This window comes from Allobosea sp. 10N428, assembly GCF_056394545.1.
Genome location: NZ_JBFTIC010000003.1, coordinates 486,483 through 513,376 on the forward strand (window position 1 = coordinate 486,483; position 26,894 = coordinate 513,376).

Sequence of the window (26,894 nt, forward strand, 5' to 3'; positions counted from 1 at the left end):
CCTCAGCCTCCCGCCCGTGCGCCAGCGGCAAGGCGGCGAGGCTGCATGTGCTGCGGCAAGCGCTGTTCGGCCGGAGCCGGTGCAGGCACGGCGCGGCGCGCGCGCGGCGGTTCGCTGCGCACCGGCACGCTGGCGAGGCGGAGCGTCTCGACGATCTCGCTCAACATGGAGGCTTGATCGGCGAGTTCGCCCGCCGCCTCGACGCCGCGCCCGGCGAGTTCGGCATTCGCCCGGATATCCTTGTTCACCTGCGCCACGCTGCGACTCATCCCTCCCATGCCGCGCGCCTGCTCGGCGCTCACGGCGGAAATCTCGGCGACCGTCTCGGAAACCTTGCTCACTGCTGCGGCGATGCGGCCGAGCGTCTCGCCGGTCTCGCGCACGAGGCCAACCCCCTCGGCGACCTGCCCGTTCGAGGTCGCGATCAGCCCCTTGATGTCTTTTGCAGCCTGGGCCGAGCGCTGCGCCAGCGACCGCACCTCCGAAGCGACCACGGCAAAGCCCTTGCCGGCATCGCCGGCGCGCGCCGCCTCGACCGCTGCATTGAGCGCCAGCAGATTGGTCTGGAAGGCGATCTCGTCGATCACCCCGACGATCTCGGCAATGCGCAGCGAGGAACTCTCGATCCGTTCGATCGCGCCGACCGCCTTGGCAACCACGCTCCGGCCTTCCTGTGCCACGCCCATGGTCGTGCCGGCGAGCTCGCTGGCCTCGCGCGAACGCTCATGGCTGCGTCCGACCGAGGCGGCGATCTCGACCGCCGCTCCCGATGTCTCGCCCAGTTCGCCGGCAACCTTCTCGGTCCGCGCCGCAAGGTCCGTCGCCACGCTGTTCACGTCGATGGCGACATGGCAGACGGAGCCTGCCGTCGCGCGGATCATTTCGATCCGCTCGTCGAGCAGACTGAGCGCCTGATTGAGCTCGTGCTGGAGCCGCCCCAGCCGGCCGGAGCGGTGGCCGGCCATGCGGCGGGTCAAATCGCCTTCCGACAGGGCCTCGACCACCGCGTCGATATCGGCGAAGGTCTCGTCCAGCTGGCCGTTGATCCGGTTCATGCCCTCCGCGATCCGGGCCACCGTTTCGGATTTGCCCTGAGCGGCGATGCGCCGCGAGAAATCGCCTTCGATGGCAGCCTCGATCAGCTGCGAGATTTCCTGGGCAACAGCCAGCTCGTCGGTCAGTTCGTGCCAATCCACGGCCGTCCCGAGGCTGCGCCCGTCGGCGGTCTCGACGGCCGTCAGGGTCAAGCAGACGATTCGGCGGCCCAGCGTCAGGCGAACGGAGGGACCGGTCGCCAGGCGGGGCTCGGCCCGCACACGTTCCATCACGCGCCCGAGCATGTCCTTTGCCGAGCAACCCGGAAACGCCGCGCGAAAATCCTCCTGCGCCTCGGCGAAGAAGCGCAGAAGCCCCTTGCTGGCATAGATGACGCGACCGTCCGGATCGCAGATCATGACGCTGGCGCGGCCATGGTCGAGGACGGAGCGCAGCCGAACGGCTTCCTGCGCCCGCTCCTGCAAGCTGGCGAGGACACGCGACAGCTCTGCGCATTCGTGGCTGCCGCCGGCCTTTGGCAGAACCAGATCGACGTCATCCACCAGACCCGGCGCGATCCGCGACAGGCTCGCGACGGATCGGCCCGCGCCCCAGGCGGCGAAGCCGCCGAGCAACGCCACGGCCGAGACAGCAAGAGCTCCCATGACAGGAGTTCCCGACGCTGCCGCATAATAGGCGAGCCCCCCGGCAAGTGCCGCGGAACCGGCGGCGGTCAGCGGCTGGCTGACCGAGAGTCGCGAAAAGGGGCCGAGCGCGCTGCCCATAGGACCTGTCGTTTCTTGTTCTGGCCCGCCTGGACGCTACGCTCGGGCTATGTTTTGAAAGCTGTTCAGGCGGCGCGGCTGGTCTTGAGTAGCGCTTCGCCGCCGCCGTCGCGGATGACCGCGGCGAGATCGAGCAGCGCCACGATGTCGCTGTCGAGCAGGACGAGGCCCTCGATCAGGCCGTGCTCGTCGCGCTCCAGGTCAGGAGCAGGGCGAACCGCGGAAACCGGGACATCCACGATGTCCGACACCGAGTCGACCAGCAGGCCCGCGGTCTTGTCCTCGACATCGACGACGACGATCACATGCGTGGCTGAGGCATCGGTGACGCCCATGCCGATCGCGGTACGCAGGTCGTAGACGGCGAGAATCACGCCGCGCAGATTGAGCACACCGCGCACATGCGGGGCCGCATGCGGCAGCGGGGTCGTCGCCTGCCAGCCCTTGATCTCGCGGACCATGCCGACATCGATGCCGAAGGTGCGGTCGCCGACCTTGAAGGTGACGATCCGCCTCGCCGCCGCTTCCGGCTGCGCAGACGAGAAGTGCTTTTCGCCGAGTTGGAGGGTCATGGTCATCCAGCCATCTTGAGATCTGTCACGGGAGTTCGGCCGCCGGACGCGGCGAGCCGCAGCATGGAGTCGATATCCAGGATCAGGGCGACGAGGCCGTCGCCGAGGATCGTCGCCGCCGAGGCGCCGTTGACGGTGCCGTAATTCGCCTCGAGGCTCTTCACGACCACCTGCTGCTGGCCGACGATCTCGTCGACCGCGATGCCGACATTGTTGCCGCGCTCGTTCTCGGCGATGATCACGATGTTCTCGTTGGTCGTGCCGGTCGAACCCATGACCTCGCCGAGGCGATAGAGCGGAGTGACCTCGCCGCGCCAGCGCAGCACTTCCTGGCCGAAGGGCAGGCGCTCGATCGGGGTCGAGGCGAGATGCTGGGTCTCGATGACCGAGGCGATCGGGATGACGTAGCGGTCGTCGCCGCAGCGGATCACCATGCCTTCCAGAACCGCCAGCGTCAGCGGCAGCGCCAGCGTAAACTTGCAGCCGCGGCCCGGCTCGGAATCGACGCTGATGCGTCCGCCGAGCGACTCGACGTTGCGGCGCACGACGTCCATGCCGACGCCGCGGCCGGAGACGTCGCTGACGACCTCGGCCGTCGACAGGCCGGCGGCGAAGATCAGCTGATCGATCTCCTCCGGCTGCAGCCTTTCGTCGGCGCCGACGAGGCCGCGCGAGCGGGCCTTGGCCAGCAGCCGGTCGCGGCCGATGCCGCGCCCGTCATCGGTGACGGAGATGACGATGCGGCCGGCGCGATGCTCGGCGATCAGCTTGATCGTGCCCTCGCGCGGCTTGCCCGCGGCGACGCGCTCGTCCGGCGTCTCCAGCCCGTGATCCATGGAATTGCGGATCATGTGGGTCAGCGGATCGGCGAGCTCTTCGATGATCGTCTTGTCGACCTCGGTGTTCTCGCCTTCCAGTACGAGACGCACTTCCTTGCCGAGCGTCTGCGCGAGCTCGCGCACCAGCCGCGGCATGCGTTGGAACACTGCCTTCACCGGCTGCGCGCGCACCGCCATGACATGATCCTGCAGCTCGCGCGTCTGGCGGGAAAGGGTCAGCATGCCTTCGGCGGTCTTGGCGTAGACGTCGTAGGGCAGCGAGCGCACGCACTCGACCAGCATCGACTGGGTGATGACGATCTCGCCGACGAGGTTCATCAGCTTGTCGATGCGATCGAGATCGACGCGCACGCTCACCGCCTGGCGCTGGCGCGTCGCTTGGTCATTGGCCGGAGCGCGCGCGGCCGTGCGGGCCGCGGCCGGCACTTCGGCAGCCGGCGGGGCGGCGACGGCAGGCGCCTCGACCGGCGGCATGGCCGGTGCAGACGCGACATCGGGCTGGCTCGCGGCCTCGGGCATCGGGCCGAGTTTGGCGAGGATCGCCGAGAGATCGGCAGCGACCGAGCTTGGAACCTCGGCTGCCGGAGGCTCTTCGACGATGGCGGCGGCTTCGAGCGTCTCGATCTCGAATTCCTCGTTCGCCAGGCTGAAATCGAAGCGCCCGTGCAATTCCTCGACCGACAATTCGGTGCGCAGATCGACCTCGAAGCGCATCCAGCAATCGGTGACGTCGAGGGTTTCGAGCGACGGCACCTGGCTGAGATCGCAGCGGATCGCGACGACATCGTCCGCCGGCAAGGAGGCGAAGACGACGCGCGGCTCGATCACGCGGCGGAACAGATCGTTCTCCGGCGTGATGCGCAGGCGCAGGTCGCGACCCGCCTTCAGGGCGACGGGCGGCGGCGCGGGCATCGCGGCGGGCTCGTCATCCCAGCCGTCGTCTGCAGACGCGGTTGCAGCTGTCTTCGCCTCGACCATGGCAAGGAGGTTGCCGAGCGCGGCGATGCCGAGAGGCGCATCCTTGTCCGCAGCAGGGACGGCAGGCGCGGAAACGGGAACCGAAGCGGCCGGAACGGGCGCAAGCGCCAACGCCACCGGTTCCTTGCCGACCTGCTCCAGCGCGGCCAGCAGATCCGGGCGCTCGGTTGCGGGCTCGTCGCTGCGCGCGGCCGCGACCAGATCGGCCACGGCATCCGAGCAGCGCAGGAACAGCGTGAAGGGTGCGTCCTCGATCGCGACACGGCCCGACCTCAGATGGTCGAGCGAGGCCTCGAAGACATGCGCGAAGCCGACCAGCTCCGTGCAGCCGAAAGCCCCTGCCCCACCCTTGATCGAATGGATGGCGCGGAAGGCGGCGTTGACATCCTCGGGATCGACGGAACCCTCGTCGAGAGCCTGGAGTTTCTGCTCCAGCGCGCCGAGGAGTTCTTCGCATTCCTGGAAGAAGGTCTGCTTCAGTTCTGCCAACGGATCCATCGGCCGACCTTCAGTTCTGGTAGCGCGCGACGAGGCCGAGCAGCGTGTTGGGTTCGAAAGGCTTGACCATCCAGGCGCTGGCGCCGGCGCGGCGGCCTTCCGCCTTGATCTCGGCTCCGTTCTCCGTGGTCAGCACGATGATCGGCGTGTTCTGCCCGGCGGCCCGCGAGCGGCAGGCGCGAGTGAACTCGATGCCGTCCATGATCGGCATGTTGAGATCGGTGATCACGAGATCGGGCTTGAACTGGTCGAATTTGTTCAGGCCGTCCTCGCCGTTCTCGGCCTCCGCCACTTCGTGACCGGCGTTGCGCAGAGTCAGGCTGAGCAGGCTGAGCAGGGTCTTGGTATCGTCGATGGCCAGGATTTTCATGCCTGTCACTCCAGAACGAGAGCGCTGTGAGCGGCATCGAAGCCGATCGCCCGCAGGGATTCGCGGCATTCCGAGGAGGCCGCCTTGAGCGTGACCGAAAGCCCCCGCGCCTTGGCGCTGGCGGCTGCGGAATGAAGGAGCTGGATCCAGAGGCTCGGCAGCGGCCCGGCTTCCGCGCATTCGACGGCGACGCTTTCCTTCTGCTCCAGCGCGACGAGCAACTGGTTGCGAAAGGTCGCGGCCTCGGAACGGCCGAGGAAGGGCGGAAGCGAGACGGTGATGACCATGAAGGGCGATCCAGGATTGCCCGTGGAGCATCACAACAAACTGGTAAAAACTTCGCTAAATGGCGCGAGGCCCGTCAACACTCGTGACGCTTTCGCGACGATGGCGCGGCAGCCGGCCCGGCTCAGAACATATTGTTGCTGATCGCCCGCGGCACCAGTGTGATCTTGCCGTTCGTCTCCCGGTATTTTCGCGGCATGTTGATGATCCCCGACATATGCAGCCAGAGATTGTTGGGCGAGATCGGCTTGGTGATGATCTCATGCGCGCCGAGCTTCGCTGCCTGGAGGATCGAGCGCCGGTCCGGCCGCTCCATCATCACCAGCACCGGCGCCTTGGCGAAGGGCGAAGTCTTGAAGGAGCGGATCGCGGCCAGGCATTTCACGCTGCCGCCATCCGGCAGATCCCAGTCGAGAATGACGATGTTCGGCTGCTTCTGAATGAAGGTCGTGGCGGCCGAGGACAGATCCGGCGCCTCGAAGATGCGGTTGAGCTGCGTCTGGTACAGCATCGTGCGGACGATCCGCCGATAATGCGGGCTCGGGTCGATGAGCAACACCGACAGGTTCGGGAAGGAAGGCGCGATATGCATGGCGCTCGCTCGGGTACTCGCTCACTCAACTCCGCAGACGGCACGAATGGCCGCTACGCCTTCAGCCCGATGCGGAAGCCGCCCCAGTGCCGGCCCTTCACCAGGATCGGCGCCGACAGATCCTCCATCACCAGGAACTGCCCGCCGCCCATGTCACGCCTGTAGCTCTGCAGCAGGAAAGGCTTGCGGTTACGCGCGGCAGCGAGCCCGGTCCGGTCGTCGAAGATGCGCCGGTTGCGGCAATTCGCATTGTTCCACGCCGGATCCCTGCCCTGCTGCTGGGCATATTTGCGGTTATGCGTCGGCAGGAAGCCGTTGCGGTCGACGGCCGCGCAGAACACGATGCGCCCGTTCGAGCCCAGCAGTTGCTCCTGCAGCGGCGGCAGCAGGCGGTCGGTCAGGCCGACGAAGCGGGTCATGTGCTGGACCGGGTCGGAGCCCGGCACCGGCCGATAGCCCTCGTCGAACAGATCGGCGAGCGTCACATCGCCCCGCGCGAGTGCGGACTCGAACAGCTCTCCGATCGTCGCCGCGGTCTCCATCACCGTCGCGATCAGTTCGGATTGCGCGGTCCGCACGCCGGAGGCGGCGATCGAGCCGAGAATGCCCTCGCTGATCGTGACCAGCGCGTCGGTGCGCTCGACCGCCTGTTCGAGGATGTGGGTCGACGCGTCGACCCCGGCAACGAGCCCGGCAAGATCCTGCCCGGCCTTCGCACAGGCCTCGGCATTCTCCCGCGTCGGCCGCGACACTGCCTCGATCTCGCCGATCAGATCGACGACCGAGCGGCCGAAGCTGTCGAACTCGCTGACCTGCTGCGAGATCGTCTGGCTGCCCTCGCGGGCACGCTGGGCGGTCTGGGCATTCTGCTGACTGCGGCGGGAAAGCGCGTCGACCGCCTTGACCAGAAGATCAAGTTGCGCCGCGCTCGCGGCTGTCGCTTCCCGCGTCTGCTCGGCCAGTGCCTTCACGGCGGCGGCGATCACGGCGAAGCCCTTGCCGGCCTCGCCGCTGCGCGCTGCCTCGACGCCGGCATTGATCGAGAGCAGCTGAATCTCGCGGGTGATCGACTGGATCGCATCGCTGGAGGCCCGCGCCTTGTGTGCGTCGCTGACGGCCTGCGCCAGCGCCCGCGACATCGACTGCGCCTCCTCCGAGAGCGTCTCGATATCCGTCTGCGCCGCATTGAGACCGAGCTTGACCGAGCCGGCGACACGTTCCAGCCCGCTGCGCACTACCGAAGCCGCAGCTTGCGCCCCCTCGGCGGATTGCCGGATCGCATGATTGGCCCGCGAAACCTGCTCGACCGCCCCGACGACGCGCCGAAGCCCGGCGGTCTGGGTCTCGAATTGCTGGGTCACATCCCCGATTCGGCCGGCGACATCGGTGATCTCGGCGCTGAGCTTGCCGAAGCGATCGGCGATCTCGCGCACGGCGCGCTCGGCGCCGGTCTCCGGAGTTGCAATCGGGCGAATGGATGCGCCGGCGGACGCCGCAGCATCGTTGAACGGCTCGTTCGGGGTCGCCAGATCGGCCTTGAGAGCCAGTGCGTGCATGCGAGGCGTTTCCCGAACTGACGGATTTCCTTCCAGACCGTAGTGAAACGCGGTAAATCCCTGGTTAAGAGGGTGTTTCGGGGCGTTAAGCGTGTTGCGGGCGGTTCGACTTGCCGTCGCCGCATCCGGCGGGGCCAGATGCCGCTGGAACCGCCCTGAACCTTTCGACGTAGATGAACGACAACAACCGGCGGCGGCCGGACGGGCTGCCGGCCATCATTTCCTGCAGGAGAACTCCATGACGGAATTCGCAGCCCTTTCTCGCCGCGGCGTGCTGACGCTTGGCGCAGCAGCCCTCGCAGGCGCTACTGCGCCGAAGGTCTGGGCGCAGGCCACCGCCTCGGCAGCACCGGCCGGCCCCTTTTCGCTGCCGAAGCGCGCCTATGAGCCCAATGCGCTCGAACCGCATATCGACGCGACCACGATGGATATCCACTACAACCGCCACCATGCCGCCTATGTCGCGGCCCTCAACAACGCCGCCAAGGACAATGGCGTGATCGCCAAGGCCTCCGTCGCAGAGCTGCTCACGGACCTCAACCAGTTGCCGGAGAGCGTGCGCACCCTCGTTCGCAACAATGGCGGCGGCCACGCCAACCACACCATGTTCTGGGAGGTGATGGGTCCGGGAGCCGGCGGCGCACCGACCGGCGACGTCGCCGCCGCGATCACCCGCGACCTCGGCGGCTTCGACAAATTCAAGGCCGATTTCGAGGCGGCGGGCCTGCGCGTCTTCGGCTCGGGCTGGGTCTTCGTCACCGTCGACAAGGACGGCAAGCTCGCCTTGCTGCCGAGGCCGAACCAGGACAGCCCGATCATGGAGAAGCAGATGGTCCTGCTCGGCAACGACGTCTGGGAGCACGCCTACTACCTGAAATACCAGAACCGCCGGGCCGACTATCTCAAGAGCTGGTGGAACGTCGTGAACTGGACGAAGGTCAACGAGCGCTACGCCGCTGCAAAGGCCGGCAAGCTCGCGATCTGAGCTGCCGCGGACTGACCCGGTTCAAGTCGGAGAACAGGCGCATGCACGCTGCCAATCGGCAGCGTGCATGCGAAAACTCACGACGAACGCGGCGTTCCGGGGGTCAGGCGACGCCGACGCTGCCGAAGACCATGCGGCCGTGATGGAAGGTCGCGCTGCGCTCCGGCAGGCGCGCGACAGCCTCCGCCGAACAGCTGGCCGGAACCAGCGTGAAGGCCGCGGCGTCGCCGGCCTTCGGCCATGCCCGCTTGCCGTTGTCGTCGAGCGGCAGCACGCCGCCGGTGGCGATCGCCATGGCGCGCGACAGCCGAAACTCGTCGCTGCCCCTGTAGAGCTGCGCGTGGAGGTTGGCCTTTTCCAGCATGTCTCCCTTGCCGAAGGGCGACCAATGGTCGATCACGCTGTCGGTCCCGGTCATCACGAAGACTCCCTTCTCGCTCAGCTGCGGCAGCGGCATCGTCAAACCACCGAGCGGCACCGTCGAGGCGATGGTCATCTGCTGAGCCGCCATGCGGCCGATGGTCTCCGTCAGCGCGCCCGCAGACAGGGTGGTCAGGGCGAAGGCGTGGCTGATCGTCACCTTGCCCCGCAAGGCCGGGTTCTTCTCGACGGTGTCGATCATATGATTGACTGCCGCGACGCCTGCCGGGTTGGTCTCGTGCAGGTGGATGTCGACGCCCTTGCCCGAGTCGAGCGCGATCTGGAACATGGCGTCCAGCGATTTCTCCATCGCGCCGTCGACACTGGTCGGATCGAGCCCGCCGACATAGGCGGCGCCCATCTTCATCGCCTCCCGCATCAGGCCGTCGACCTTCGAATGCAGCAGGCCGTGCTGCGGGAAGGCGACGATCTCGCAGTCGAAGTCGTCGCGGTGGTTCTCGAGCGCGCGCTGCAAATGTTCGAGGCTCTTGAGGCCGCTCACCGGATCGATGTTGCAATGGCTGCGGGCCACGGTCGTGCCCTTTGATTGCAGCAGGGCGATCAGCGCTTCGGCCCGCTGCTGCGAGGTCGGCAGCAATTGCGGGATCAGCTTCTCTTCGCGAGCGATCATGTCGAGGATCGTCTTGCCCTGGCGCGGTAGCGGCGCCTGCCACGGACCGCTGTAGAAGGTCTTGTCGAGATGGATGTGCATGTCGCGCATCGCCGGCAACGCAAGCTGGCCATGGGCTCGGTAGCAGGGCACGCCGGCTGGCAGAGCGGCTCCGGCCGGATGCAGCGCGGCGATCTTCCCGGCCTTGATCTCCAGCGTGTAGAGCGCCGTCCGCGTGCCGACGACGATCTCGCCGTCGCGCTCGAAGCCGTCCTCGAGCCTCACATCGGTCAGGCAATAGTGCTGGTCCGTCAGCCTGCTGACGCCCGCCTCCGACGCCGAACGCCCCTGTGCGGCCATGCTCGGGGCGGCCTGGGCGCCGCCGCTCGCCAGCCCCGCGACGGCATAGGCGGCGGTGACCTTTCCGGTCTGGCTGAGAAAGGCCCGTCGGCTGTGATGATGCCCGGTTTCCATGGCGTTTTTCCGTTGCCTTGATGGTTGCGTTTCCGCTCCCGGATCTACGCGCCGGCAGCTGAGCTTGGCAGCGATATTTGCCAATCCCAGCTATTCGAAACGGCAATGGCGCCTGACGGCCGCCACCCCGCTCACCATTCCAGCTGGCAGAATTCGGCCAAGCGCTCCGCCAGCACGATGGCGGCGGCAGGCGCGGTGTCGCGGTAGTAGAGCGCGAGCTCGAAATCCGTGATCTCCGGCAACCCCTGGGTCGCGCCAAGTATCCGGTGACCGGGCAACCGGCAGCTCGCGGGCAGCAGGGTCACGCCCAGCCCGGCAGCCGACGCAGCAGCGAGCGCGGCCAGACTGGCGCTGCTGTAGCTCACGCGCCAGCGAATGCCGAGGCCGTCGAGCGCCTCGCAAAGCTCCTCACGGTAGAGGCCATTGAGCGGAAAGACGGCGAGCGACACCGGCGAGCGCTCGATCGCCGGATGAGCCGTGCTGTCGAGCCACAGCAAGGGCTCCCGCCGGGCTGCGCGAGGCAGCTGGCGGCGGCGCTGCTTGACCAGGATTAGGTCCAGCTCCTCGCGGTCATAGGCGCTGCGCAGATCGGCGCTGAGGCCGCTGGTGACGTCGAGCCGCAAATGCGTCTGCTCGCGGCTGAACGCGGCGAGCAGGTCGACGGTCGGCACCGTGAAGTCCTCGGGCATGCCGAGCCGCAGCACGCCGTCGCGCCAGTAACCGGTCAGCGCGTCATGCGCCTCCTCGTTCAGCGCGATGATGCGCCGCGCATAGTGCAACAGCCTGCCGCCTTCTTCGGTCAATTCGACCTGATGCGAGGATCGCTCCAGCAGGGGCTTGCCGAGGAGCTCCTCCAGCCGCCGGACCTGCTGGCTGACGGTTGATTGCGAGAGGGATACGCGGTCGGCCGCGCGGGTGAAGCTCAGCGTCTCGCACACCGCGACGAAGCTCAGCAGCAGTTGCGGGTTGAACATCGGATAACGGTTCATTGGCCCGCCGCGAGGCACGTCATCGGCCGATTGTCCAAGACCTTGAGGGCGTTCGCCACGCTGCCGCGCACGACCATCGCAGGGTTGGCCAAGCCTTCGGACCTGTCAACGCCGAAGCACCGTTCATCGAAGCGTAAGGCGTTGCCGGCGCTTTTGGCGTATCCTGTGCGAAGCTACGCCGCTAAAGCACGCGCCCTCTCCGCCAAATCACAAGCCAAACACTGCGTGCTTTGGATGGGCGAGGACGGACATCTACCCCGCGCGCAAGGATGAGAGGTTCCGGGATGGCTGAAGACGAGCAGGAGGCGTGGCTCAGGAAGCTGAAGGAAGCCCGCCGGCTGATGATGGTTCACTATCTCGCCGATCGTCATGACGAGGGCGACAAGATGAAGAGGCTCGCAGCAGATCTCGAGCAGCTCGGCCGGTCCCGGGCTTGGCCGATTCCAGACGAAGAGTACGCGCGCAAGTCCGATCGTTGAGATCGAATTGCCGCCGCCCCATATGGCGGACCGGCATCTATCTGTGGCGATTTCGGCCTCGCGGAGCCCAAAGCGGCCTGTGCTCAGCAAGAAATGGTGGGCCGGGCCGGACTCGAACCGGCACCGGCGCTGTTATGAGCAGCGAGCTCTAACCATTGAGCTACCGGCCCGTCACTCGCCTAGCACCGCGCGAGGCCGGCAAGCAAGGCGATAGCGGCCACATCGAAAAGGAAAAGGCCCTGCGCAGCTGCGCAGGGCCTTCGTCTTCTCGGCGTGCCGTTGTTCAGGCCGCGGTCGCCATGGCCGGCTTGTCGTGATGCCCGGCGGCATGGCCTTCGCGGAAGGTGAATCGGGCGATGTGCTCGGTCAGCGCGCGCGTCTGCTCGTCGGTCAGCGCCAGTGCCGCGTTGGTCTCTTCGACGAGGGCCGCGTTCTGATGCGCCATCGTGCCGATGCCGTCGATCTCGGTGTTGATGGCCGAGACGTCGTTGGCCTGGTTGCGCGCCGTCTGCGAGATGCCGTTCATCAGCCCGGTCAACTCGTTCACGGACGAGACGATCGCACCGAACATGGCGGATGTCTCCTCGACGAGGCCAACGCCAACCTTGACGTCGCCATGCGCGGCCTCGACCAGCTTCTTGACGTCGTTCGAGGCATCAGCCGAGCGCTTGGCGAGGCTGCGCACCTCGGTCGCGACCACCGCGAAGCCCTTGCCGGCATCGCCGGCGCGCGCCGCCTCGACCGCCGCGTTGAGCGCGAGCAGGTTGGTCTGGAAGGCGATCTCGTCGATCATCGCGATGACCTCGGAGATCTTGCTCGAGGACTGGCGGATGCGCTGCATCGCTTCGAGCGCGGAGGCGACGACCTTTTCGCCCTGCTGGGCGCGCTGCTCAGCGCCCTCGGCCATGCCCGTGGCCTGGGCCGCCTCGCTCGCGGTCTTCTTGACGGTGCCCGCGAAGGCGCCGAGCTGGTTGGTGGCCATCGAGACGGCGTTGCTCTCCTCGCTGGTGCGCTCGGCGAGGTCGGTGACGCCGTCGAGGATCTCGCTGGTGGCGCTGCGCACGGCCGAAACCGTCTCGGCCAACCGCGCCAGCGTGCTCTCGAACTCGTCGGCCAGCGCATTGGTGCCGTCCTTGAGCTCGGCAAAGGCACCCTGGTAGAGCCCCTCGATACGGGCCGAGAGATGACCGGCCGAGAGTTCCGCCAGGACGTCGCAGGTCTCGGACAAGCCGGCCTGCACCGTCTCAAGCAGCGTGTTGACCGAGCCGGCGAGCGCATTGAGCTCGGCATCGGCGAACTGGGCCGCCACACGCTGGCTGAAGTCGCCGGCCGCGGCGGCGGCCACCACCACGCCGAAGGCCTCGCCCAACTCCTGCATCATCTGCCGGCGCTGCTCCTGCGCCCGGACCTGATCCTCGATCTTGGCGGCTTCGGCGGCGCGTAATGCCACCGCATTGTCGCGGAAGAGCAGCACGCTCTTCGCGATGTCGGAGATCTCATCGTTGCCCTTGGTGTCGACGGCGGTCTCGAGCGCGCCGTCGGCGATCGCCTTCGTGGCGGCCCAGAGGCGGTTGAGGCGCCCGACGATCATCGGCCGGACATAGAACAGCGACAGCGCCAGCGCGATCAGCAGCGAGCCGAGCCCGATACCGCCGAGCCAGAGCTTGCTCTGGTCGATCAGCGCCCCGCTGGCCTCGCCCGAGGCCACGGCTTCGCTGCGCGCCGTGGTGACCAGCTCGCCGACCTGGGAGCGAACCGCTTCGGCGGCGACATGGGTCTGCTTGAGGCCGGCCTGGATCGCCGTGCTGGTGTTCAGGTCGCGCTCGCGGATCGCGATCAGTCCGCTCTGCCCTTCGCCGAGGTCGATCACGGCGTTGACGGCCTGGGCGCGCGCCGGATTGGCCTGGATCTTGTCCGCCGCGGCGAGGAAGCCGCGAACCTGGCCCAGGATCGCCTTGAAGCGCGCCTTCGCGTTCTCCAGCTTCTCGGGGCTCTCGATCTGGGAAATCTCGCGCAGCAGCCCGACCAGCTCGCTGACCTGGAGCTGCAGCGCTTGTGCCGTCTGCAGCGCCGCCAGATCCTTGTCGATGATGTTGGACAGCGCTTCCTCGACTTCCTTGCCGGTGAGCTGGGTCGCGCTGGCGATGTTCATCTTGACGTTGAACTGGGCATCGCCCGTCTCGAAATCGGCGAGCGCGGTGAAGCCTTCACGGGCCTTCGAGAGCTTGCCCAGCGCTTCGCCCTGCTCCGAGGCGTTGCGCAGCCGGTCGCCGGTCAGGTCGTTGATGTCGTTGATCTGGCGCCACAGCGCGTCGATCGCTCCCTGTGTCTTCGCCTTGTCGACCTGACCCTGCTCGGCAATACGGCGCAGCAGGTCCATCTGCCGGACTTCGACCTTGTCGAGCTCGCCCGTCAGGGCGGAGCGCTGCTGGACCGACTCGATCTCGCTGAAGCGCGCCGCCAGCGCGGTCGACTGCGTCGCCGCCTGCGACAGCTCGAGCGCGAGTTCCACGACCGGCATCTTCTTGCCGACGAGATCGTCCACCGTCTGGTCGACGCGATTATAGGAGAACCATGCGACCGAGGAGGAGACGAGGGTCAGAGCCGTCATCATACCGAGCGCGGCATAGATGCGTGCTGCGATGCCGATCCGCAACGGCTTGCCCTCACGCGCGGGCTTGGCTTTCGTCATGAAGTCGTACTCCGGATATCACGCAACGCTGAACGACGAACTTAAGGGAAACGAGGTGCCGGCCGGGCCGCAGCCGGGAGGTGGCTGTTCGACGGCGCCGCGGCCACGGGAATCCCCTCCCTCCCCTGGCGGCGGCCAGGCGGCTGGACCCGCATGCGGCATCGAACGGACATGAATTCCCCCGGCCGGGTCTTCCCCGGTCTGTCGGAGCAAAGCATCGTCCGGGCGCGCTTAAAGAACGGTTTAAAAATGGATTCTTTTGAATCACATTGCCGGAGGGCGACTTCATCCCCCGTTAGGAATTGAGGCGCGGTCAGTCCTTGGCCGGCTTCGGCACCGGGCGCGGACGGCCCTCCTCGTCGATCGCGACGAAGGTGAAAGTCGCGTCGGTCACCTTCTCATGCAGCGTGGTCCGGAAGCGCTTCGCCCAGGCCTCGACATGGATCTTCATCGACGTCCGGCCGATCGACTCGATCTCCGTATAGACGCTCAGCACGTCGCCGACCTTCACAGGGTGGATGAAGGTCATCGCATCGACAGCAACGGTGACCACGCGCCCTTGCGCCTGATCCACGCCAGCGATGCCGCCGGCCTGGTCCATCCGCGACATCACCCAGCCGCCGAAGATGTCGCCATTGGCGTTGGTATCGCCGGGCATGGCGATGGTCCGCACCGTCAGCGTGCCGCGCGGCTCGTGTTCGTGGCGGTGGTCGGCTTTGGTCATGGGAGTCCTGCGAGTCTCGGCGGGGTATTCGCCGGCGATGATGGCGAGGCGGCCGGCGACAGGCAAGCGCGCCGCTGCCCACTGTGCCTCGCGCAACGCCCACAGCACGGGCCGGCAGGCGAGAGCTCATCGGCCACGCCCTCGCCGCGCCGCTGGGGCTGGACAACCTGCCCTTGGCCACCGACACGCCCTTCGCGATCACCGTGGGGCCGGCATCGGCTGCTCCGGCCGGACTCGTTGTCGCCAAAGGGCTGACGATGCGTCGCCTCTGACCGCGAGGGGCCGCGGAGTGAGTGCGGAACGCTGCGGCCGTCAGCGGCCCCGCAGGCTGATGAGGTTGACGTCGATCGTCCGCGCCCGGAAACCTGCTTCGCAATAGCAGAGATAGAACTCCCACAGGCGGCGAAACGGCTCGTCGAAGCCGAGCGGCGCGATCTCGTTCCAGCGTTCGAGGAACCGCCGCCGCCAATCCTTCAGGGTCAGGGCGTAGCTGTCACCGAAGTCGAGTTGCTCGACCACGCCGAGGCCGGCCGCCATCGCGCTTCGCTTTAGCGCCGGGACCGATGGCAGGCAGCCGCCGGGGAAGATGTAGCGCTGGATGAAATCGGTGCCCTGCTGATAATCCTCGAACATCGCGTCATCGATCGTGATGGCTTGCAGGACCACGCGGCCCCCGGGCCGAAGCGAGCGGCTGAGCGTGGCGAAGTAGGACGGCCAATAGGCCCGGCCCACGGCCTCGATCATCTCGATCGAGACGATGCGGTCGAACTCGCCCGAGACGTCTCGGTAGTCCTGAAGCAGGACGCTGGCGCGCTCGGCAAGGCCAGCTTCCGCGATGCGCCGTTGCGCCGCTTCGAGCTGGGCGGGAGACAGCGTGATTGCGGTCACGCGGCAGCCTTCGCGGGCGAGCCGCTCCGCGAGCGCGCCCCAGCCGCAGCCGATTTCAAGGACACGCTCCCCCCCGGAGAGGCCGAGCATGGCGACGAGCCTGTCGAGCCGCCGCTGTTGCGCTGCCTCGAGCGTTTCCGTCGGATCCGCATAGAGCGCCGAGGAGTACATCATGCTCGCGTCGAGCCAATGGCCATAGAACTCATTGCCGAGATCGTAATGCGCCGCGATGTTGCGGCGGCTGCCGCTGCGCGTATTGGCGTTGAGCCGATGCCGCACGCGGTTGAGCAGGCGCGCAGGCCAGGCGCCGGAGACGAGCTTGCGCAGCGTCGCATCGTTGCGCGCGCCGAGTTCGATCAGCGCCGTGAGATCCGGCGTGTACAGGTCGCCGTCGCGATAGGCGTCAGCCAGGCCGATATCGCCGTCGAGCAGCAGCCGGCGCATCGCTCGCCAGCTTATCAGGATCATCGTCGCCTGGGGTCCGGCCACAGCCTGAGCGCTGCAATGGCGCGCACCGTCCGGTGTGAAGACCGTCAGACGGCCGATCTTGATGTGGGACAGCAGCCGACGCAGGAACCAGCGCGACAGGCCGACGCCACCTGGCAACGCGAGCGGCTGCTCGCCCGTCCGGAGATGCTGTTCGGTATCGGGCCGGCTCATGGCTGCATCGGTCCTTTCGCATGCCGGGTCACGGCGCAGCCCACGCTGAAGGGGCGCTCCGGCGCGGCAGGATGAGGCCGCCAGGGAATGCGCTTCGCCAGCAACCTCAGCGCATGCCAGTGGATGGCGGCGGTGACCTTCAGCGTGAGGAGCGGGTGGGTCGCCAGGAGCAGCAGCAGCGCCGCGTCGCTCAGTAGCCGTCTTTTGCCGCCGAGCGTCGTGGCGATGAGGCGCCCCTCGGCATCATGACCGTCGATCGCGACGGAGACGCGCTCGCCGGGTGGCGCGACTGAAAAGGCGTAGCGCATATCCAGGCCCATGAAGGGCGAGACGTGGAAGAGCTTGCAGGCTTCCTGGCGGAGCGTTCGCCCGGCAGCATCGGCGGGCGCGACGTAGCTGTGGGTCTCGCCGAAGGTGTTGTGTACCTCATAGACGGTGGCGCAGAGGCTGCCGTCGCGGCGATAGCAGAAATATGTGCTGAGTGGGTTGAACGCGTAGCCGAGGATGCGCGGCATGGTCAGGAGGCGTATCTGCCCGCCGTCATGCGCGATCCCGGCATCACCAAGGGCGGCTTCGATCTGCGGGCGCAGAGGCCGCCCGCTGCGATCTCCGTAATCCGCGTCACGAAAAGCGTAGAGATTGAAGCGGTTGCGCGAGAACAGCGACAGCCTGGCGGCCAGCTCATCGATCTCGTCGAGATCGATGAGCATCCAGAAGACGCGATAGGCCAGCGCGTGCGGCCGGGGCCGGAACCGATGATGCCGCACCCGGCCGACATAGAGGGCCGATTGCCAGGTCATGCGGCCTGCTCCAGCCGGGGCAGAACGGGAATGCGGCCGGATTCATCGCGAACCCGCCAGGGCCGACGGACGCCGCCGAGCGCCTCGGCAACGGCGAGCCCCGCCTGCAAGCCATCCTCATGGAAGCCCGATCCGAAATAGGCGCCACAGAACCAGCTTCGACGCGCTCCCTGCAGCGCCCAGAGCCGCTGCTGCGCATCGAGCGCCGCCGCATCGAACAAGGGGTGTTCGTAGATTTCCTCATGCAGAACGGCATCGCCGCGCAGCGAATCGGGCGGGTTGAGCGTGACGAAGAGAGGCGGCGCGTCCGCCAAGCCTTGCAGCCGGTTCATCCAGTAGGTGACCGCACAGGCGGCGTCCGGCCTGGCACGGTCGCCGATATGGTTCCAGCTTGCCCAGGCGCGGCGACGCGTCGGCATCAATGCGGCGTCGCCATGCAGCACGGCGCGGTTGCGGCTGTAGCGGAAGGCGCCGAGCGCCTGCACCTCGGCCATATCGGCGTCCGTGAGCATCGCGAGCGCCTGGTTGGCATGGGTGGCGAAGACGACCGCGTCGAAGCACTCGCTCCAGCTCTCGCCCACAAGCACGACCTCGCTCGGACCACGCTTGACCTGCCTCACCGGCGAGGACGTTCTGATTTCGCCCGAGAAGGCCTTTCGCAGCCTGTCGACATAGACGGCGCTGCCGCCTGTCACCGTGCGCCAGGCGGGCCTGTCCGCGAGCTGCAGCAATCCGTGATTGTGATGGAAGCGCAGGAAGGCGGCAGCAGGATAGGACAGGATTTCCGAACACGGGGCCGACCAGATCGCAGCCGCCATCGGCAGGAGGTGGTCGTCCCGGAAAGCGGCGCCGTAGCCGCCGGCCGCGAGGTAATCACCGAGCGAAATCTCGGCCGCGCCACCCGCGAGCGCGTCCCTGGACGCGTTCCGGTAGAAGCGGGTGATGTCCTGCAGCATCGCCCAGAAGCGCGGCCGCACCAGATTGCTGCGCTGGGCGAACAGCCCGGCGACGCTGGTGCCGCTATATTCGAGCCGGCCTTCGTCGAGCGACACGGCGAAGGACATCTCGGTCGACTGGGTGGCGACGCGAAGATGGTCCATCAGCGCGATAAAGTTCGGATAAGTCGCCTCATTAAAGACGATGAAGCCGGTGTCGACCGCGGTCTCGCTGCCAGCGCCGGCAACGCGAACCGTGTTGGCGTGACCGCCGAGGCGGCGCGACGCCTCGAACAGCACCACCTCATGCGCTTGCCCCAGCAGCCATGCTGCCGCCAGGCCGGAGATGCCGGCGCCGACCACGGCGATCTTCATCGCCTTTCCCCCTGCTCGCTCCATAGTCGCGTCCCCGCTTTTCATGACCGGTATACGCGGCCCGCGCCGGACTGGATTTGCTGTGGCGCGACCAAAAACGCGCGGGCGAGGTGACCCACCCTTGGGTCTCGCTCGTAAGCGAAGAAAGGTCGGAACATTCCGCGAGGGTTCGATAATGCCGATGAGCCGAGTGAAGCGCTTGGTCGCGGCGATCGGCGCCTATTCAGCCGATCCCGATCCGCGGGCTGCGATCGCCAATACAGTCGCGATCGTGGTCGTCTCCAACCAACCCTTCTATCCGTTCTATCTCCACTGGGCGGTCTCGCCCGTCGCCACGCCGTCCTATGTCACCTTCCTGTCGACGCCGTTTTTCGTAGCCGTACCGATCGCCATGCGGCGCAGCCCTTTGGCCGGGCGGGCGCTGCTTCTCCTCGCCGGCATCGGCAACACATTGCTCTGTCGCGTCGCCTTCGGCCCAGGCTCCGGCGTCGAAGTCTTCCTGTTTCCCTGCCTGATGCTCGCGCTCATGCTGTTTCATCGCTCGGAGCGCGCCTTCGCATTGGGCTTCGTTGCGCTCGCCTTCGTCACCTATCTGCTGCCGACGGCGCTGCTGGGCGCGCCGCTGCACCGCTACCAACCGAGCGAATACGAAGCTTTGCAGCGCCTGAATTTTCTGAGCGCCGCATCCCTGACCGTGCTGATCGGATGGCTCTTCGCCACACGCCTTCACACAATTTCGCGCCCCGATGAAACCGACCGCGACCGTGGAGCGTAGACGAAGTCATTCGCTGAAAGGACAACCGCCATGAGGCGTCTGCTGCTCGCTCTCGCGCTGGTTTCGTTTTCGGCTGCTGGCGCGGCCGCCGCCGATCTCGATGGAACGTGGCTACGCGACGACGGCAATGCGCGCGTGCGCATCGCGCCTTGCGGCGACAAGATTTGCGCCACCAACCTCTGGATCGGCGACACCAGCAAGGGCGAGGCGGCTGGCGACAAGCTCATCATGACGCTTGCGCGTCAGCCCGACGGAACGTTCTCGGGAAACGCCTATGACCCCAAGCGCGACTGGAGTTATTCGATGACGATCACGGCGACGGCCGGCGCGCTCACCACGCGCGGCTGCATCGTGGGGCGCCTGATCTGCCGTGACGTGAACTGGAAGGCCGTCGAGTGACGGTGGATGATGTCACCGCCGAAGGCGGGCGGGTGATCCGGTGCGGCGACGCCCACGTATTTCGCATATGGTTCCCGCACTCGCCCTGACTGTCGATGGCATGCGCAAGGCGGGAGCTATCGCGCAAGGAGGTCGGTTCGTCGTCTTGTTCGACCCCAACATATTGATTGCCGCTATTGCGCGCTCGGGCGACCGGGCGGCCTTTGCAGCGCTGTTCGATCATTTCGCGCCGCGGGTGAAGGGATTGCTGATGCGCGGGGGAACCCCGGCCGAGCTCGCCGAGGAGGTCGCGCAGGAAACGCTGCTCGCCGTCTGGCGCAAGGCGGCGCTGTTCGACCCCGAGAAGGCGAGCGCCTCGACCTGGATCGCGACGATCGCGCGCAATCTGCGCATCGATATCGCCCGCCGGGAAACCCGTTCGCGACTGTCGCAAGTGTACGAGATTCTGGATGAAGACTCCCCCGAAATGCCCGATGCGACGCTCTCCGGCGCCGAACGTGACGCGCGCGTACGGGCAGCGATGACGCAGCTCTCGACCGATCAGTATCGCGTGGTCGAACTCGCCTTCCTTGAAGGCTTCAGCCATCAGGATGTTGCCCGCCGCCTCGCCATCCCGCTCGGCACAGTGAAATCGCGGCTACGTCTGGCACTGTCGCATCTGCGCGGCCGGCTGGAGGATCTGCGATGAGCATCATGCATCGCCCATCCGACGAGACGCTCGCCGCATTCGCCGCAGGGCAGCTCGACGAAGGCTTCGCACTGGTCGTCGCCTGTCATATCGAGGCGGATCGGAAGAGCCGGCAACGGCTGCGGGAACTTCAGGCCGTGCAGGGCGCGCTGCTGGATGCCGCGGAGCCCGTCGCGATGGCGTCCGGCCCACGCGATGCGGGCACCGCGGCAGGGGAAATTCCGGTATCGGTTGCGGCCACCCCGACGCCCGAGACCGGGATGCCGCAGGTGCTGCGCCCTTACGGCCTCGGTCCCTGGCGCCCGATCGGCATCCGCATCGCCATGCGGCGCGTCGAGGTTCCCGGCGCCGAGGCCCGTGTCTTCATGCTGCGCGCCGGGCCGGGCATCGCTTTGCCCCATCACAAACATAGCGGCCTCGAATGGACCACGATCCTCTCCGGTGCCTATGAGCACGAATACGGACGCTATGCGTCCGGCGATTTCGACGAAGCGGATTCCGAGCATGACCACACCCCGCGCGTCGATCCCGTCGAAGGCTGCACCTGCATCGTCGCCATGACCGGCAACGTGCTGTTCCAGGGCTGGCTCGGGCGCTTGCTGCAGCCGCTGGTGCGGCTGTGACGATCGCCTCCTTCGCCGGAGCTGCGGTGTTCACGGCCCTGGCGATGTCCGCCTTCATGTCGCTGGCCGCGTCGATCGAGCGCCGGACCGGCAATTCCGGCTGGATCGACGTGGTCTGGACTTTTGGGCTGGGCACCACGGGCATCGTTGCCGCGCTGCTGCCTTTCGGAACAGGCCCGATGTCGCGGAGATTGCTGGTGGCCGGCCTCGCTCTCGCTTGGGCGCTGCGCCTCGGCATGCATATCGCACACCGCACGAGCGGCATCGCCGAAGACCCGCGCTATGCCAAGCTCAAGCGCGATTGGGGCACCGAGGCGGCGCCTCGGATGGTCCGGCTGCTCCAGATGCAGGCGCTGGTCAGCATCCCGCTGGCGCTGGGGATCGTCCTGGCGGCCCATAATCCCGCGCCTTCGCTGGGCTCGCGCGATCTCGCAGGGTTGGCCGTGTTCGTCGCCGGCCTGGCGGGCGGCGCCCTCGCGGACGCGCAGTTGCGCGCTTTCGCTCGTTCGGGAAAGGGCGGGGTCTGCGAGCGTGGCCTGTGGGGCTGGTCGCGGCATCCCAATTATTTCTTCGAATGCCTTCTCTGGTGTTCCTATGCGGTGATCGCTCCCGGAGCCGGCTATCCCTGGGGCTGGCTCGCCTTGCTGGCACCGGCCTGCATCACTGTGCTGCTCACCCGCATCTCCGGCATCCCGCCACTGGAAGAGCACATGCTCGCCAAGCACGGCGACGCCTATCGCGCATACCAGCATCGCACCAGCGCCCTGATCCCGCTGCCGCCGAAAGGAGCGACGTGATGACGATCATGCAAAGGCTCTCGACCTGGGGCGAAGGGCTGCCCGTGCCCGATGCCGTCAGCCGCATGGTGATCGCGTCGTTGGTCGGGCGCACCGATCGGTCGCTCGCCGCGCAATCGGCCGACGCCGCGGCCTTCGCCCGCGCGATGGCGACGATCCCCATCGCCGTCCATACCGACGCCGCCAACGCCCAGCACTACGAGCTGCCTGCCGCCTTCTTCGATCTGGTCCTGGGCCCTCGGCGCAAATACTCCTGCTGCTACTACGCCGACCCTGGCGACACGCTTGCGGCAGCGGAAGAGACGGCCCTGCAACTCACGGCGGAGCATGCCGATCTCGCCGATAGGCAGGACATCCTCGAGCTTGGCTGTGGCTGGGGCTCTCTGTCCCTGTGGATGGCGGAACGCTATCCGAAGGCGCGGATCGTCTCGGTCTCCAATTCGACCTCGCAACGTGCCTATATCGAGGAGCAGGCGCGGCGCCGCCATCTTGGAAATCTGCGCGTCGTCACCGCGGACATGAACGACTTCGCGTCGCAGCAGCGTTTCGATCGCGTCGTCTCGGTCGAGATGTTCGAGCACATGGCGAACTGGCGCGCGCTTCTCGGGCGGATTCGCGGCTGGCTGAAGCCGGAAGGCCGGCTGTTCATCCATGTCTTCGCTCACAGGCAGGGCTGCTACCGCTTCGATGCCGCCGACGCGGGCGACTGGATCGCCCAGCATTTCTTCACCGGCGGCCTGATGCCGAGTGCCGCGCTCGCGCACCAGTTCCCAGATCTCTTCGACGTCGAGGACGAGTGGCGCTGGAGCGGCGAACACTACCGGGCGACCGCCGAAGACTGGCTGGCGAATTTCGATCGCAACCTGCCGATGATCGATCCCATCCTGCGACAAGTCTACGGTGCGGAAGCGCCGCTGTGGCGCCGGCGTTGGCGCCTGTTCTTTCTGGCAACGAGCGGGCTGTTCGGCCATGCGAGCGGCGATGTCTGGGGTGTCCATCACTACAGACTGCGCGCTACCTGAGGGGATTGGCCGGTAAGGGACGGCTAAACCCAGCCCCAGTCGGCCGCACGGCGGACGACGCCATAGGCGATCCATGTGCACAGACCGACGACGACCGTGCCATAGACGATGTCGGCGAGCGTGATCGTCAGAGTCCAGGGCCGCAAGGTGGCGTAGTTCGTCAGGTCGTAGGTCGCATAGGCGAGCAAACCGATGAGCGCGCCATTCAGCAACGCATTGCTTGCGCTCCCATCCCGCAGCGCGGGCATCAGCGCGAAATAGATCACGCCGAGCGGGAAGCCGAAATAGAACAGAGCAGCCGGCCAGTATCGCACCTGCTCGACGATCACGTCGCCGAGTGCGGGCCTATAGAGCACAGCGGTCATCGTGCCCAGCCAGATGGCATCGCTGATTCCGAACGCGACGAGGAAGGCGATGTAACCGGCAACGAAGCGCATGATGACCTCCCGGGTTGTGTGGAAGATACGCCGGGAATGCCGAAGCGGTTCAGTATCGAGTCCGGCCTCTGCGCCATCCGGCGAACAGATCCATCGCGGCACGCGAGGCGTATGATTTCGCATGCTCCTCCGGCCGATGGCGACATGACGACCGAGATTTCCCGCCGCGCTATCATTCCGATACTCGCTGTTGCGCCTCTTCCGGGCTGCGCAGCCCTCCGGCCTGGCGGCTTGGCCGAGGGCAAGCGCGACGTCGCCTATGGCTCGCATCCTCGGCAGCGCATCGACATCTATGTGCCGCGCGGTGCCGGAGCGGCTCCGAGGCCGGTCGCCTTCTTCGTTTACGGTGGTTCATGGGCCAGCGGAGACAAGGAGACCTATGCCTTCGTCGGAGACGCCCTCTCCTCGCGCGGTTTCGTCACCGTGATTGCTGACTATCGCCTGGTCCCGGAGGTCCGCTTTCCGGCCTTCATCGAGGACGGCGCGCTGGCGCTACGCTTTGTGCGCGACAATATCGCCAGCTTCGGCGGTGCGTCCCAGGCGATACATCTGATTGGGCATTCCGCCGGCGCGTATAACGCGATGATGCTGACCTTGGACAAGCGCTACCTTGCCGCCGCCGGGCTTCATGCGAGCGCGATCCGTTCCACCGTCGGCCTCTCGGGCCCCTATGACTTTCTCCCGCTCGACATCGACGTCACGAAGCAGGCGTTCGGCAACGCCCACGACCTGGCCCAGACACAGCCGGTGAACTTTGCCCGGCGCGACGCCCCGCCGATCCTTCTGGCGACGGGCTCTGAAGATACGACGGTCCTGCCGCGCAACAGCGAGCGCCTCGCGCAGGCGCTCAGAAGAGCCGGCGCCAAATCGGTGTCGCTCAAGATCTATCCAGGGCTCGGCCACGCGGGAACGGCGACATCCATCGCTCGGTTGTTGCAATGGCAGGCGCCGGTTCTCGACGATCTCGTCGCCTTTCTCAACGCGACGTGACGCATTCTGGCCCCCGCGAGCCGTTCCCACTTTCGCACTTTGGCATTTTGCCGGCAGCGGATGCGCCACCAGCTTGAGCGCGCCCCGTCGCAATACCCTTCATCTGCAAGGACCCGGAAGGCCACGTCTGGTGCTTGGGCACCTACCGCCCCGCCTCGCCGACCAGTTGAGCCGGCGGCGCAGGGCGCCGCGACCGCAGCATCAGCCAGCAGACCACGCTTAGATTGACGAGGTTCCAGGCAAGGCCGTTGAGGAAGGCCATCCGGTAGGAGCTGAAATAGTCGAAGATCACGCCCGACAAATAGCCGCCGACCGCCATGCCGAGCACCGTCGCCGACATCACGAGGCCGATCCGCACGCCGGCCTGCTTGGCCGGCAGGTATTCGCGAATGACGACCGCGTACATCGGCACGATGCCGCCTTGGAACAGGCCGAAGATGCCGCTGACGACATAGAGCGAGGTCAGCCCGTCGAACCAGAGATAGAGGAAGAGCGCGACGCCCTGCATCAAAGATCCCAGCGCCAGCGTCGCCACCCCGCCGATCCTGTCGGCGACGAAGCCCGAGCCGACGCGGCTGATGATGCCGAGCAGCATCATCAGCGACAGCATCTCGGCGCCGCGGGCGACGCCGTATCCGAGGTCGCCGCAATAGGCGACGATATGCACCTGCGGCATCGCCATCGCGACACAGCAGGCGAAACCGGCGACGCAGAGCAGGAGCTGGAGCTGGTTGGCGCTGAGGCCGAGATCGCCGCGCGCCCCGGCGCTATGCGCCTCAGCGGCTGCGAGCGTGGCGGCCGTGGGCTGACGGCGGAAGAACGGGGCCAGCGGCAGCATCACCACCAGCGCCACGACGGCGATGCCGAAATGGGTGGCGCGCCAGCCGTGATGGGCCAGCCCCCAGGTGATGACCTGCGGCCAGACCACGCCGGCGAGATAGCTGCCCGAGGCACCGCAGACCACGGCAAGCCCGCGATGGCGGCGGAACCAGTGCGAGAGGTCGGAGATCAGCGGCGAGAAGCCTGCCGCGCTGCCCATCCCGATCAGCAGCCCATGCGCCAGCGCGAACTGCCAGAGCGAATGCGACAGCCCCGCCGCGGTGTAGCCGGCGGCCAGCAGCAGAGCCCCGGCGATGATCGGCACCGTGATGCCATAGCGGTCCGCGACCCGGCCCATGACTATGTTGCCGGCGCCGAAGCCGAGCATGGCGAAGGTATAGGGCAGCGAGGCGCCCGCGCGCAGCGTCTCGAACTCGCCCTGCATCGCCGGCAGCACCACCACGACCGACCAGGAGCCGACGCAGGCGACGGTGCCGATCACCAGCGCAACGGCAAGGCGCAGCCAGGCATAGGGAGAATCGGGCTGATAACGGTCGGCAGGCTGGGACATGTTTCCTCGGCGGCCACCTGTTTGGAGATGGCTCTTCTCCCGGCAGCTTTAGCGACTGGGACGTCCCGGACAAGCGCACCGGGGGCAGGGCCGCCGCGCGACCGCAGCAGGATCGCCTTGCCGAGAGCGCTTGACGCCTCTCCGCTTTGACGGGACACCGGAACGGCTGGAGCGCGCGACATGACGAGGATCTGCATCTACGGCGCCGGGCTGATCGGCTGCTATATCGGCGGGCGCCTCCTCGCCACAGGCAGCGATGTCCGCTTCGTCGGGCGCCCCGTCATGGGCGAGGTGCTGGCGCGCGAGGGCCTGAGCATCTCGCATTACGACGGCCGCGCCTGGCATGTACCGCCCGCTTCGATCGTCTTCGGCTCGGATGCCGCGATGGCTTCGGGCGCCGATCTCGTTCTCGTCACCGTCAAATCGGGCGGCACGGCCGTGGCCGCTCGCGATCTGGCGGAGGTGCTGCCTCCTGCGGCCGCCATCGTCAGCTTCCAGAACGGCCTAGGCAACGGCGCCCTGTTGCGCGACCTCCTGGATGATCGCACCGTTCTCGACGGCATGGTGCCGTTCAATGTCGTCTCCAAGGGACCTGGCAGGTTCCACCAGGCCTCGGAAGGAAACCTCTATGTGCAGGCCGGCGGCGACGCCGATAAACGCCTCGCGATCTTCGACCGGGCCCGGCTGGCGCTCACGCGGCCGGTCGACATGCGCTCCGTCCAGTGGGCCAAGCTGCTCCTCAACCTCAACAACGCCGTCAATGCGCTCGCAAACCTCCCGTTGAAGCAGGAACTGTCGCAACGCGGCTATCGACGCTGCCTGGCCAAAGCGCAGCGCGAGGCGCTGTCTCTTCTCGGCAAGGCGGGCATCGCGCCGGCGCGGCTCACTCCATTGCCCGCGCGGTGGATCCCGGCCCTGCTCGAATTGCCGAATTTCGTCTTCGGCGTGCTGGCGCGGCGCATGCTCGCCATCGATCCGAGCGCGCGCTCCTCGATGGCCGAAGACCTCGCGGCCGGCCGCCCGACCGAGATCGACTGGATCAATGGCGAGGTGGTCCGGCTCGCGGCAAGCCTCCGACGCGCCGCCCCCGTCAATGCCCGGCTTTGCGAACTCGTCCATGACGCCGAAGCCCAGAGTCTGCGGACCTCATGGACCGCAGACCAGCTTTTGGGAGCGCTGCGGCGGCTCCCCGGCAAATAGCGCGCTTTGGGCGGCTTCGACGGCACCCGCGC

At 67.0% G+C, this 26,894-nt stretch carries 26 protein-coding genes and 1 tRNA gene; 10 read left to right on the forward strand and 17 right to left on the reverse strand.

Going from position 1 to position 26,894, the window contains the following annotated elements:
* Window positions 1-2: 2 nt before the first annotated feature.
* The 7 genes from AC1DDA_RS12570 to AC1DDA_RS12600 all read right to left on the reverse strand — a co-directional run bounded on the left by AC1DDA_RS12570 (window position 3) and on the right by AC1DDA_RS12600 (window position 7,510).
* On the reverse strand, window positions 3-1,700 hold the full coding sequence (locus AC1DDA_RS12570; protein WP_476795990.1) for a methyl-accepting chemotaxis protein: 1,698 nt from the start codon (window positions 1,698-1,700) through the stop codon (window positions 3-5).
* Between the two features lie 185 nt (window positions 1,701-1,885).
* Window positions 1,886-2,398 (reverse strand): chemotaxis protein CheW, encoded by a 513-nt coding sequence (locus tag AC1DDA_RS12575; RefSeq protein WP_476795991.1) that lies wholly within the window; start codon window positions 2,396-2,398, stop codon window positions 1,886-1,888.
* On the reverse strand, window positions 2,395-4,707 hold the full coding sequence (locus AC1DDA_RS12580; RefSeq protein WP_476795992.1) for a chemotaxis protein CheA: 2,313 nt from the start codon (window positions 4,705-4,707) through the stop codon (window positions 2,395-2,397). The genes AC1DDA_RS12575 and AC1DDA_RS12580 overlap by 4 nt, the downstream gene beginning before the upstream one ends.
* Before the next feature lie 10 nt (window positions 4,708-4,717).
* Window positions 4,718-5,077, reverse strand: a complete 360-nt coding sequence (locus AC1DDA_RS12585; protein ID WP_441512161.1) for a response regulator — start codon at window positions 5,075-5,077, stop codon at window positions 4,718-4,720.
* A gap of 5 nt (window positions 5,078-5,082) precedes the next feature.
* Complete coding sequence (locus AC1DDA_RS12590) at window positions 5,083-5,364, reverse strand: STAS domain-containing protein (protein ID WP_476778999.1); 282 nt, start codon at window positions 5,362-5,364, stop codon at window positions 5,083-5,085.
* Between the two features lie 122 nt (window positions 5,365-5,486).
* Window positions 5,487-5,954 carry a response regulator gene (locus tag AC1DDA_RS12595; protein WP_441512159.1) on the reverse strand — a complete coding sequence of 156 codons (468 nt, stop codon included), beginning with the start codon at window positions 5,952-5,954 and terminating at the stop codon, window positions 5,487-5,489.
* Window positions 5,955-6,007: 53 nt separating this feature from the next.
* Window positions 6,008-7,510: a methyl-accepting chemotaxis protein gene (locus AC1DDA_RS12600; protein WP_476795993.1), complete on the reverse strand. Its 1,503-nt coding sequence runs from the start codon at window positions 7,508-7,510 to the stop codon at window positions 6,008-6,010.
* Between the two features lie 238 nt (window positions 7,511-7,748).
* Here AC1DDA_RS12600 and AC1DDA_RS12605 point away from each other — a divergent pair, with 238 nt between their 5' ends.
* Window positions 7,749-8,495, forward strand: a complete 747-nt coding sequence (locus tag AC1DDA_RS12605; protein ID WP_476795994.1) for a superoxide dismutase — start codon at window positions 7,749-7,751, stop codon at window positions 8,493-8,495.
* 103 nt (window positions 8,496-8,598) lie between these two features.
* Here the strand turns inward: AC1DDA_RS12605 and AC1DDA_RS12610 are convergent, their stop codons facing one another.
* A complete protein-coding gene (locus tag AC1DDA_RS12610; protein WP_476795995.1) occupies window positions 8,599-9,999 on the reverse strand; it encodes an amidohydrolase family protein in 1,401 nt (466 codons plus the stop codon).
* A gap of 131 nt (window positions 10,000-10,130) precedes the next feature.
* The gene (locus tag AC1DDA_RS12615) at window positions 10,131-10,988 is read right to left on the reverse strand and encodes a LysR family transcriptional regulator (RefSeq protein ID WP_476795996.1); all 858 of its coding nucleotides are present in this window, start codon (window positions 10,986-10,988) and stop codon (window positions 10,131-10,133) included.
* Window positions 10,989-11,272: 284 nt separating this feature from the next.
* On the opposite strand from AC1DDA_RS12615, the gene AC1DDA_RS12620 reads away from it, so the two are divergent.
* Window positions 11,273-11,467, forward strand: coding sequence for a hypothetical protein (locus tag AC1DDA_RS12620; protein WP_441512154.1), 195 nt, complete (start codon window positions 11,273-11,275; stop codon window positions 11,465-11,467).
* 94 nt (window positions 11,468-11,561) lie between these two features.
* Here the strand turns inward: AC1DDA_RS12620 and AC1DDA_RS12625 are convergent.
* The 6 genes from AC1DDA_RS12625 to AC1DDA_RS12650 form a co-directional block, all read right to left on the reverse strand.
* Window positions 11,562-11,637: transfer RNA gene (locus AC1DDA_RS12625), tRNA-Ile, on the reverse strand.
* A gap of 113 nt (window positions 11,638-11,750) precedes the next feature.
* Window positions 11,751-14,159, reverse strand: coding sequence for a methyl-accepting chemotaxis protein (locus AC1DDA_RS12630; RefSeq protein WP_476795997.1), 2,409 nt, complete (start codon window positions 14,157-14,159; stop codon window positions 11,751-11,753).
* Window positions 14,160-14,472: 313 nt separating this feature from the next.
* On the reverse strand, window positions 14,473-14,883 hold the full coding sequence (locus tag AC1DDA_RS12635) for an acyl-CoA thioesterase (RefSeq protein ID WP_441512146.1): 411 nt from the start codon (window positions 14,881-14,883) through the stop codon (window positions 14,473-14,475).
* A 312-nt stretch (window positions 14,884-15,195) separates the two neighbouring features.
* The gene (locus AC1DDA_RS12640) at window positions 15,196-16,431 is read right to left on the reverse strand and encodes a class I SAM-dependent methyltransferase (RefSeq protein ID WP_476795998.1); all 1,236 of its coding nucleotides are present in this window, start codon (window positions 16,429-16,431) and stop codon (window positions 15,196-15,198) included.
* The gene (locus tag AC1DDA_RS12645) at window positions 16,428-17,231 is read right to left on the reverse strand and encodes a DUF1365 domain-containing protein (protein ID WP_476795999.1); all 804 of its coding nucleotides are present in this window, start codon (window positions 17,229-17,231) and stop codon (window positions 16,428-16,430) included. The genes AC1DDA_RS12640 and AC1DDA_RS12645 overlap by 4 nt, the downstream gene beginning before the upstream one ends.
* The gene (locus tag AC1DDA_RS12650) at window positions 17,228-18,541 is read right to left on the reverse strand and encodes an NAD(P)/FAD-dependent oxidoreductase (RefSeq protein WP_476796000.1); all 1,314 of its coding nucleotides are present in this window, start codon (window positions 18,539-18,541) and stop codon (window positions 17,228-17,230) included. The genes AC1DDA_RS12645 and AC1DDA_RS12650 overlap by 4 nt, the downstream gene beginning before the upstream one ends.
* Before the next feature lie 181 nt (window positions 18,542-18,722).
* Here AC1DDA_RS12650 and AC1DDA_RS12655 point away from each other — a divergent pair, with 181 nt between their 5' ends.
* The 6 genes from AC1DDA_RS12655 (at window position 18,723) to AC1DDA_RS12680 (ending at window position 22,845) form a co-directional block, all read left to right on the forward strand.
* Window positions 18,723-19,316: a hypothetical protein gene (locus AC1DDA_RS12655; protein ID WP_476796001.1), complete on the forward strand. Its 594-nt coding sequence runs from the start codon at window positions 18,723-18,725 to the stop codon at window positions 19,314-19,316.
* A 30-nt stretch (window positions 19,317-19,346) separates the two neighbouring features.
* The gene (locus AC1DDA_RS12660) at window positions 19,347-19,715 is read left to right on the forward strand and encodes a DUF2147 domain-containing protein (RefSeq protein ID WP_476796002.1); all 369 of its coding nucleotides are present in this window, start codon (window positions 19,347-19,349) and stop codon (window positions 19,713-19,715) included.
* A gap of 67 nt (window positions 19,716-19,782) precedes the next feature.
* The gene (locus AC1DDA_RS12665) at window positions 19,783-20,403 is read left to right on the forward strand and encodes a sigma-70 family RNA polymerase sigma factor (protein ID WP_476796003.1); all 621 of its coding nucleotides are present in this window, start codon (window positions 19,783-19,785) and stop codon (window positions 20,401-20,403) included.
* Window positions 20,400-21,026, forward strand: coding sequence for a ChrR family anti-sigma-E factor (locus tag AC1DDA_RS12670; RefSeq protein WP_476778983.1), 627 nt, complete (start codon window positions 20,400-20,402; stop codon window positions 21,024-21,026). Before AC1DDA_RS12665 ends, AC1DDA_RS12670 begins: the two co-directional genes overlap by 4 nt.
* Window positions 21,023-21,823 carry a DUF1295 domain-containing protein gene (locus AC1DDA_RS12675; protein ID WP_476778982.1) on the forward strand — a complete coding sequence of 267 codons (801 nt, stop codon included), beginning with the start codon at window positions 21,023-21,025 and terminating at the stop codon, window positions 21,821-21,823. The genes AC1DDA_RS12670 and AC1DDA_RS12675 overlap by 4 nt, the downstream gene beginning before the upstream one ends.
* Window positions 21,823-22,845, forward strand: coding sequence for an SAM-dependent methyltransferase (locus AC1DDA_RS12680; RefSeq protein ID WP_476796004.1), 1,023 nt, complete (start codon window positions 21,823-21,825; stop codon window positions 22,843-22,845). Before AC1DDA_RS12675 ends, AC1DDA_RS12680 begins: the two co-directional genes overlap by 1 nt.
* A 23-nt stretch (window positions 22,846-22,868) precedes the next feature.
* Here AC1DDA_RS12680 and AC1DDA_RS12685 read toward each other — a convergent pair whose 3' ends face one another.
* A complete protein-coding gene (locus AC1DDA_RS12685) occupies window positions 22,869-23,282 on the reverse strand; it encodes a DUF2177 family protein (RefSeq protein ID WP_476796005.1) in 414 nt (137 codons plus the stop codon).
* Between the two features lie 144 nt (window positions 23,283-23,426).
* On the opposite strand from AC1DDA_RS12685, the gene AC1DDA_RS12690 reads away from it, so the two are divergent.
* The gene (locus AC1DDA_RS12690) at window positions 23,427-24,272 is read left to right on the forward strand and encodes an alpha/beta hydrolase (protein WP_476796006.1); all 846 of its coding nucleotides are present in this window, start codon (window positions 23,427-23,429) and stop codon (window positions 24,270-24,272) included.
* A 142-nt stretch (window positions 24,273-24,414) separates the two neighbouring features.
* On the opposite strand, the gene AC1DDA_RS12695 is transcribed toward AC1DDA_RS12690, so the two are convergent.
* The gene (locus tag AC1DDA_RS12695) at window positions 24,415-25,662 is read right to left on the reverse strand and encodes an MFS transporter (protein WP_476778979.1); all 1,248 of its coding nucleotides are present in this window, start codon (window positions 25,660-25,662) and stop codon (window positions 24,415-24,417) included.
* Between the two features lie 180 nt (window positions 25,663-25,842).
* Between AC1DDA_RS12695 and AC1DDA_RS12700 the strand changes: the two genes are divergently transcribed.
* Window positions 25,843-26,862 carry a 2-dehydropantoate 2-reductase gene (locus AC1DDA_RS12700; RefSeq protein ID WP_476778978.1) on the forward strand — a complete coding sequence of 340 codons (1,020 nt, stop codon included), beginning with the start codon at window positions 25,843-25,845 and terminating at the stop codon, window positions 26,860-26,862.
* Window positions 26,863-26,894: the final 32 nt, after the last annotated feature.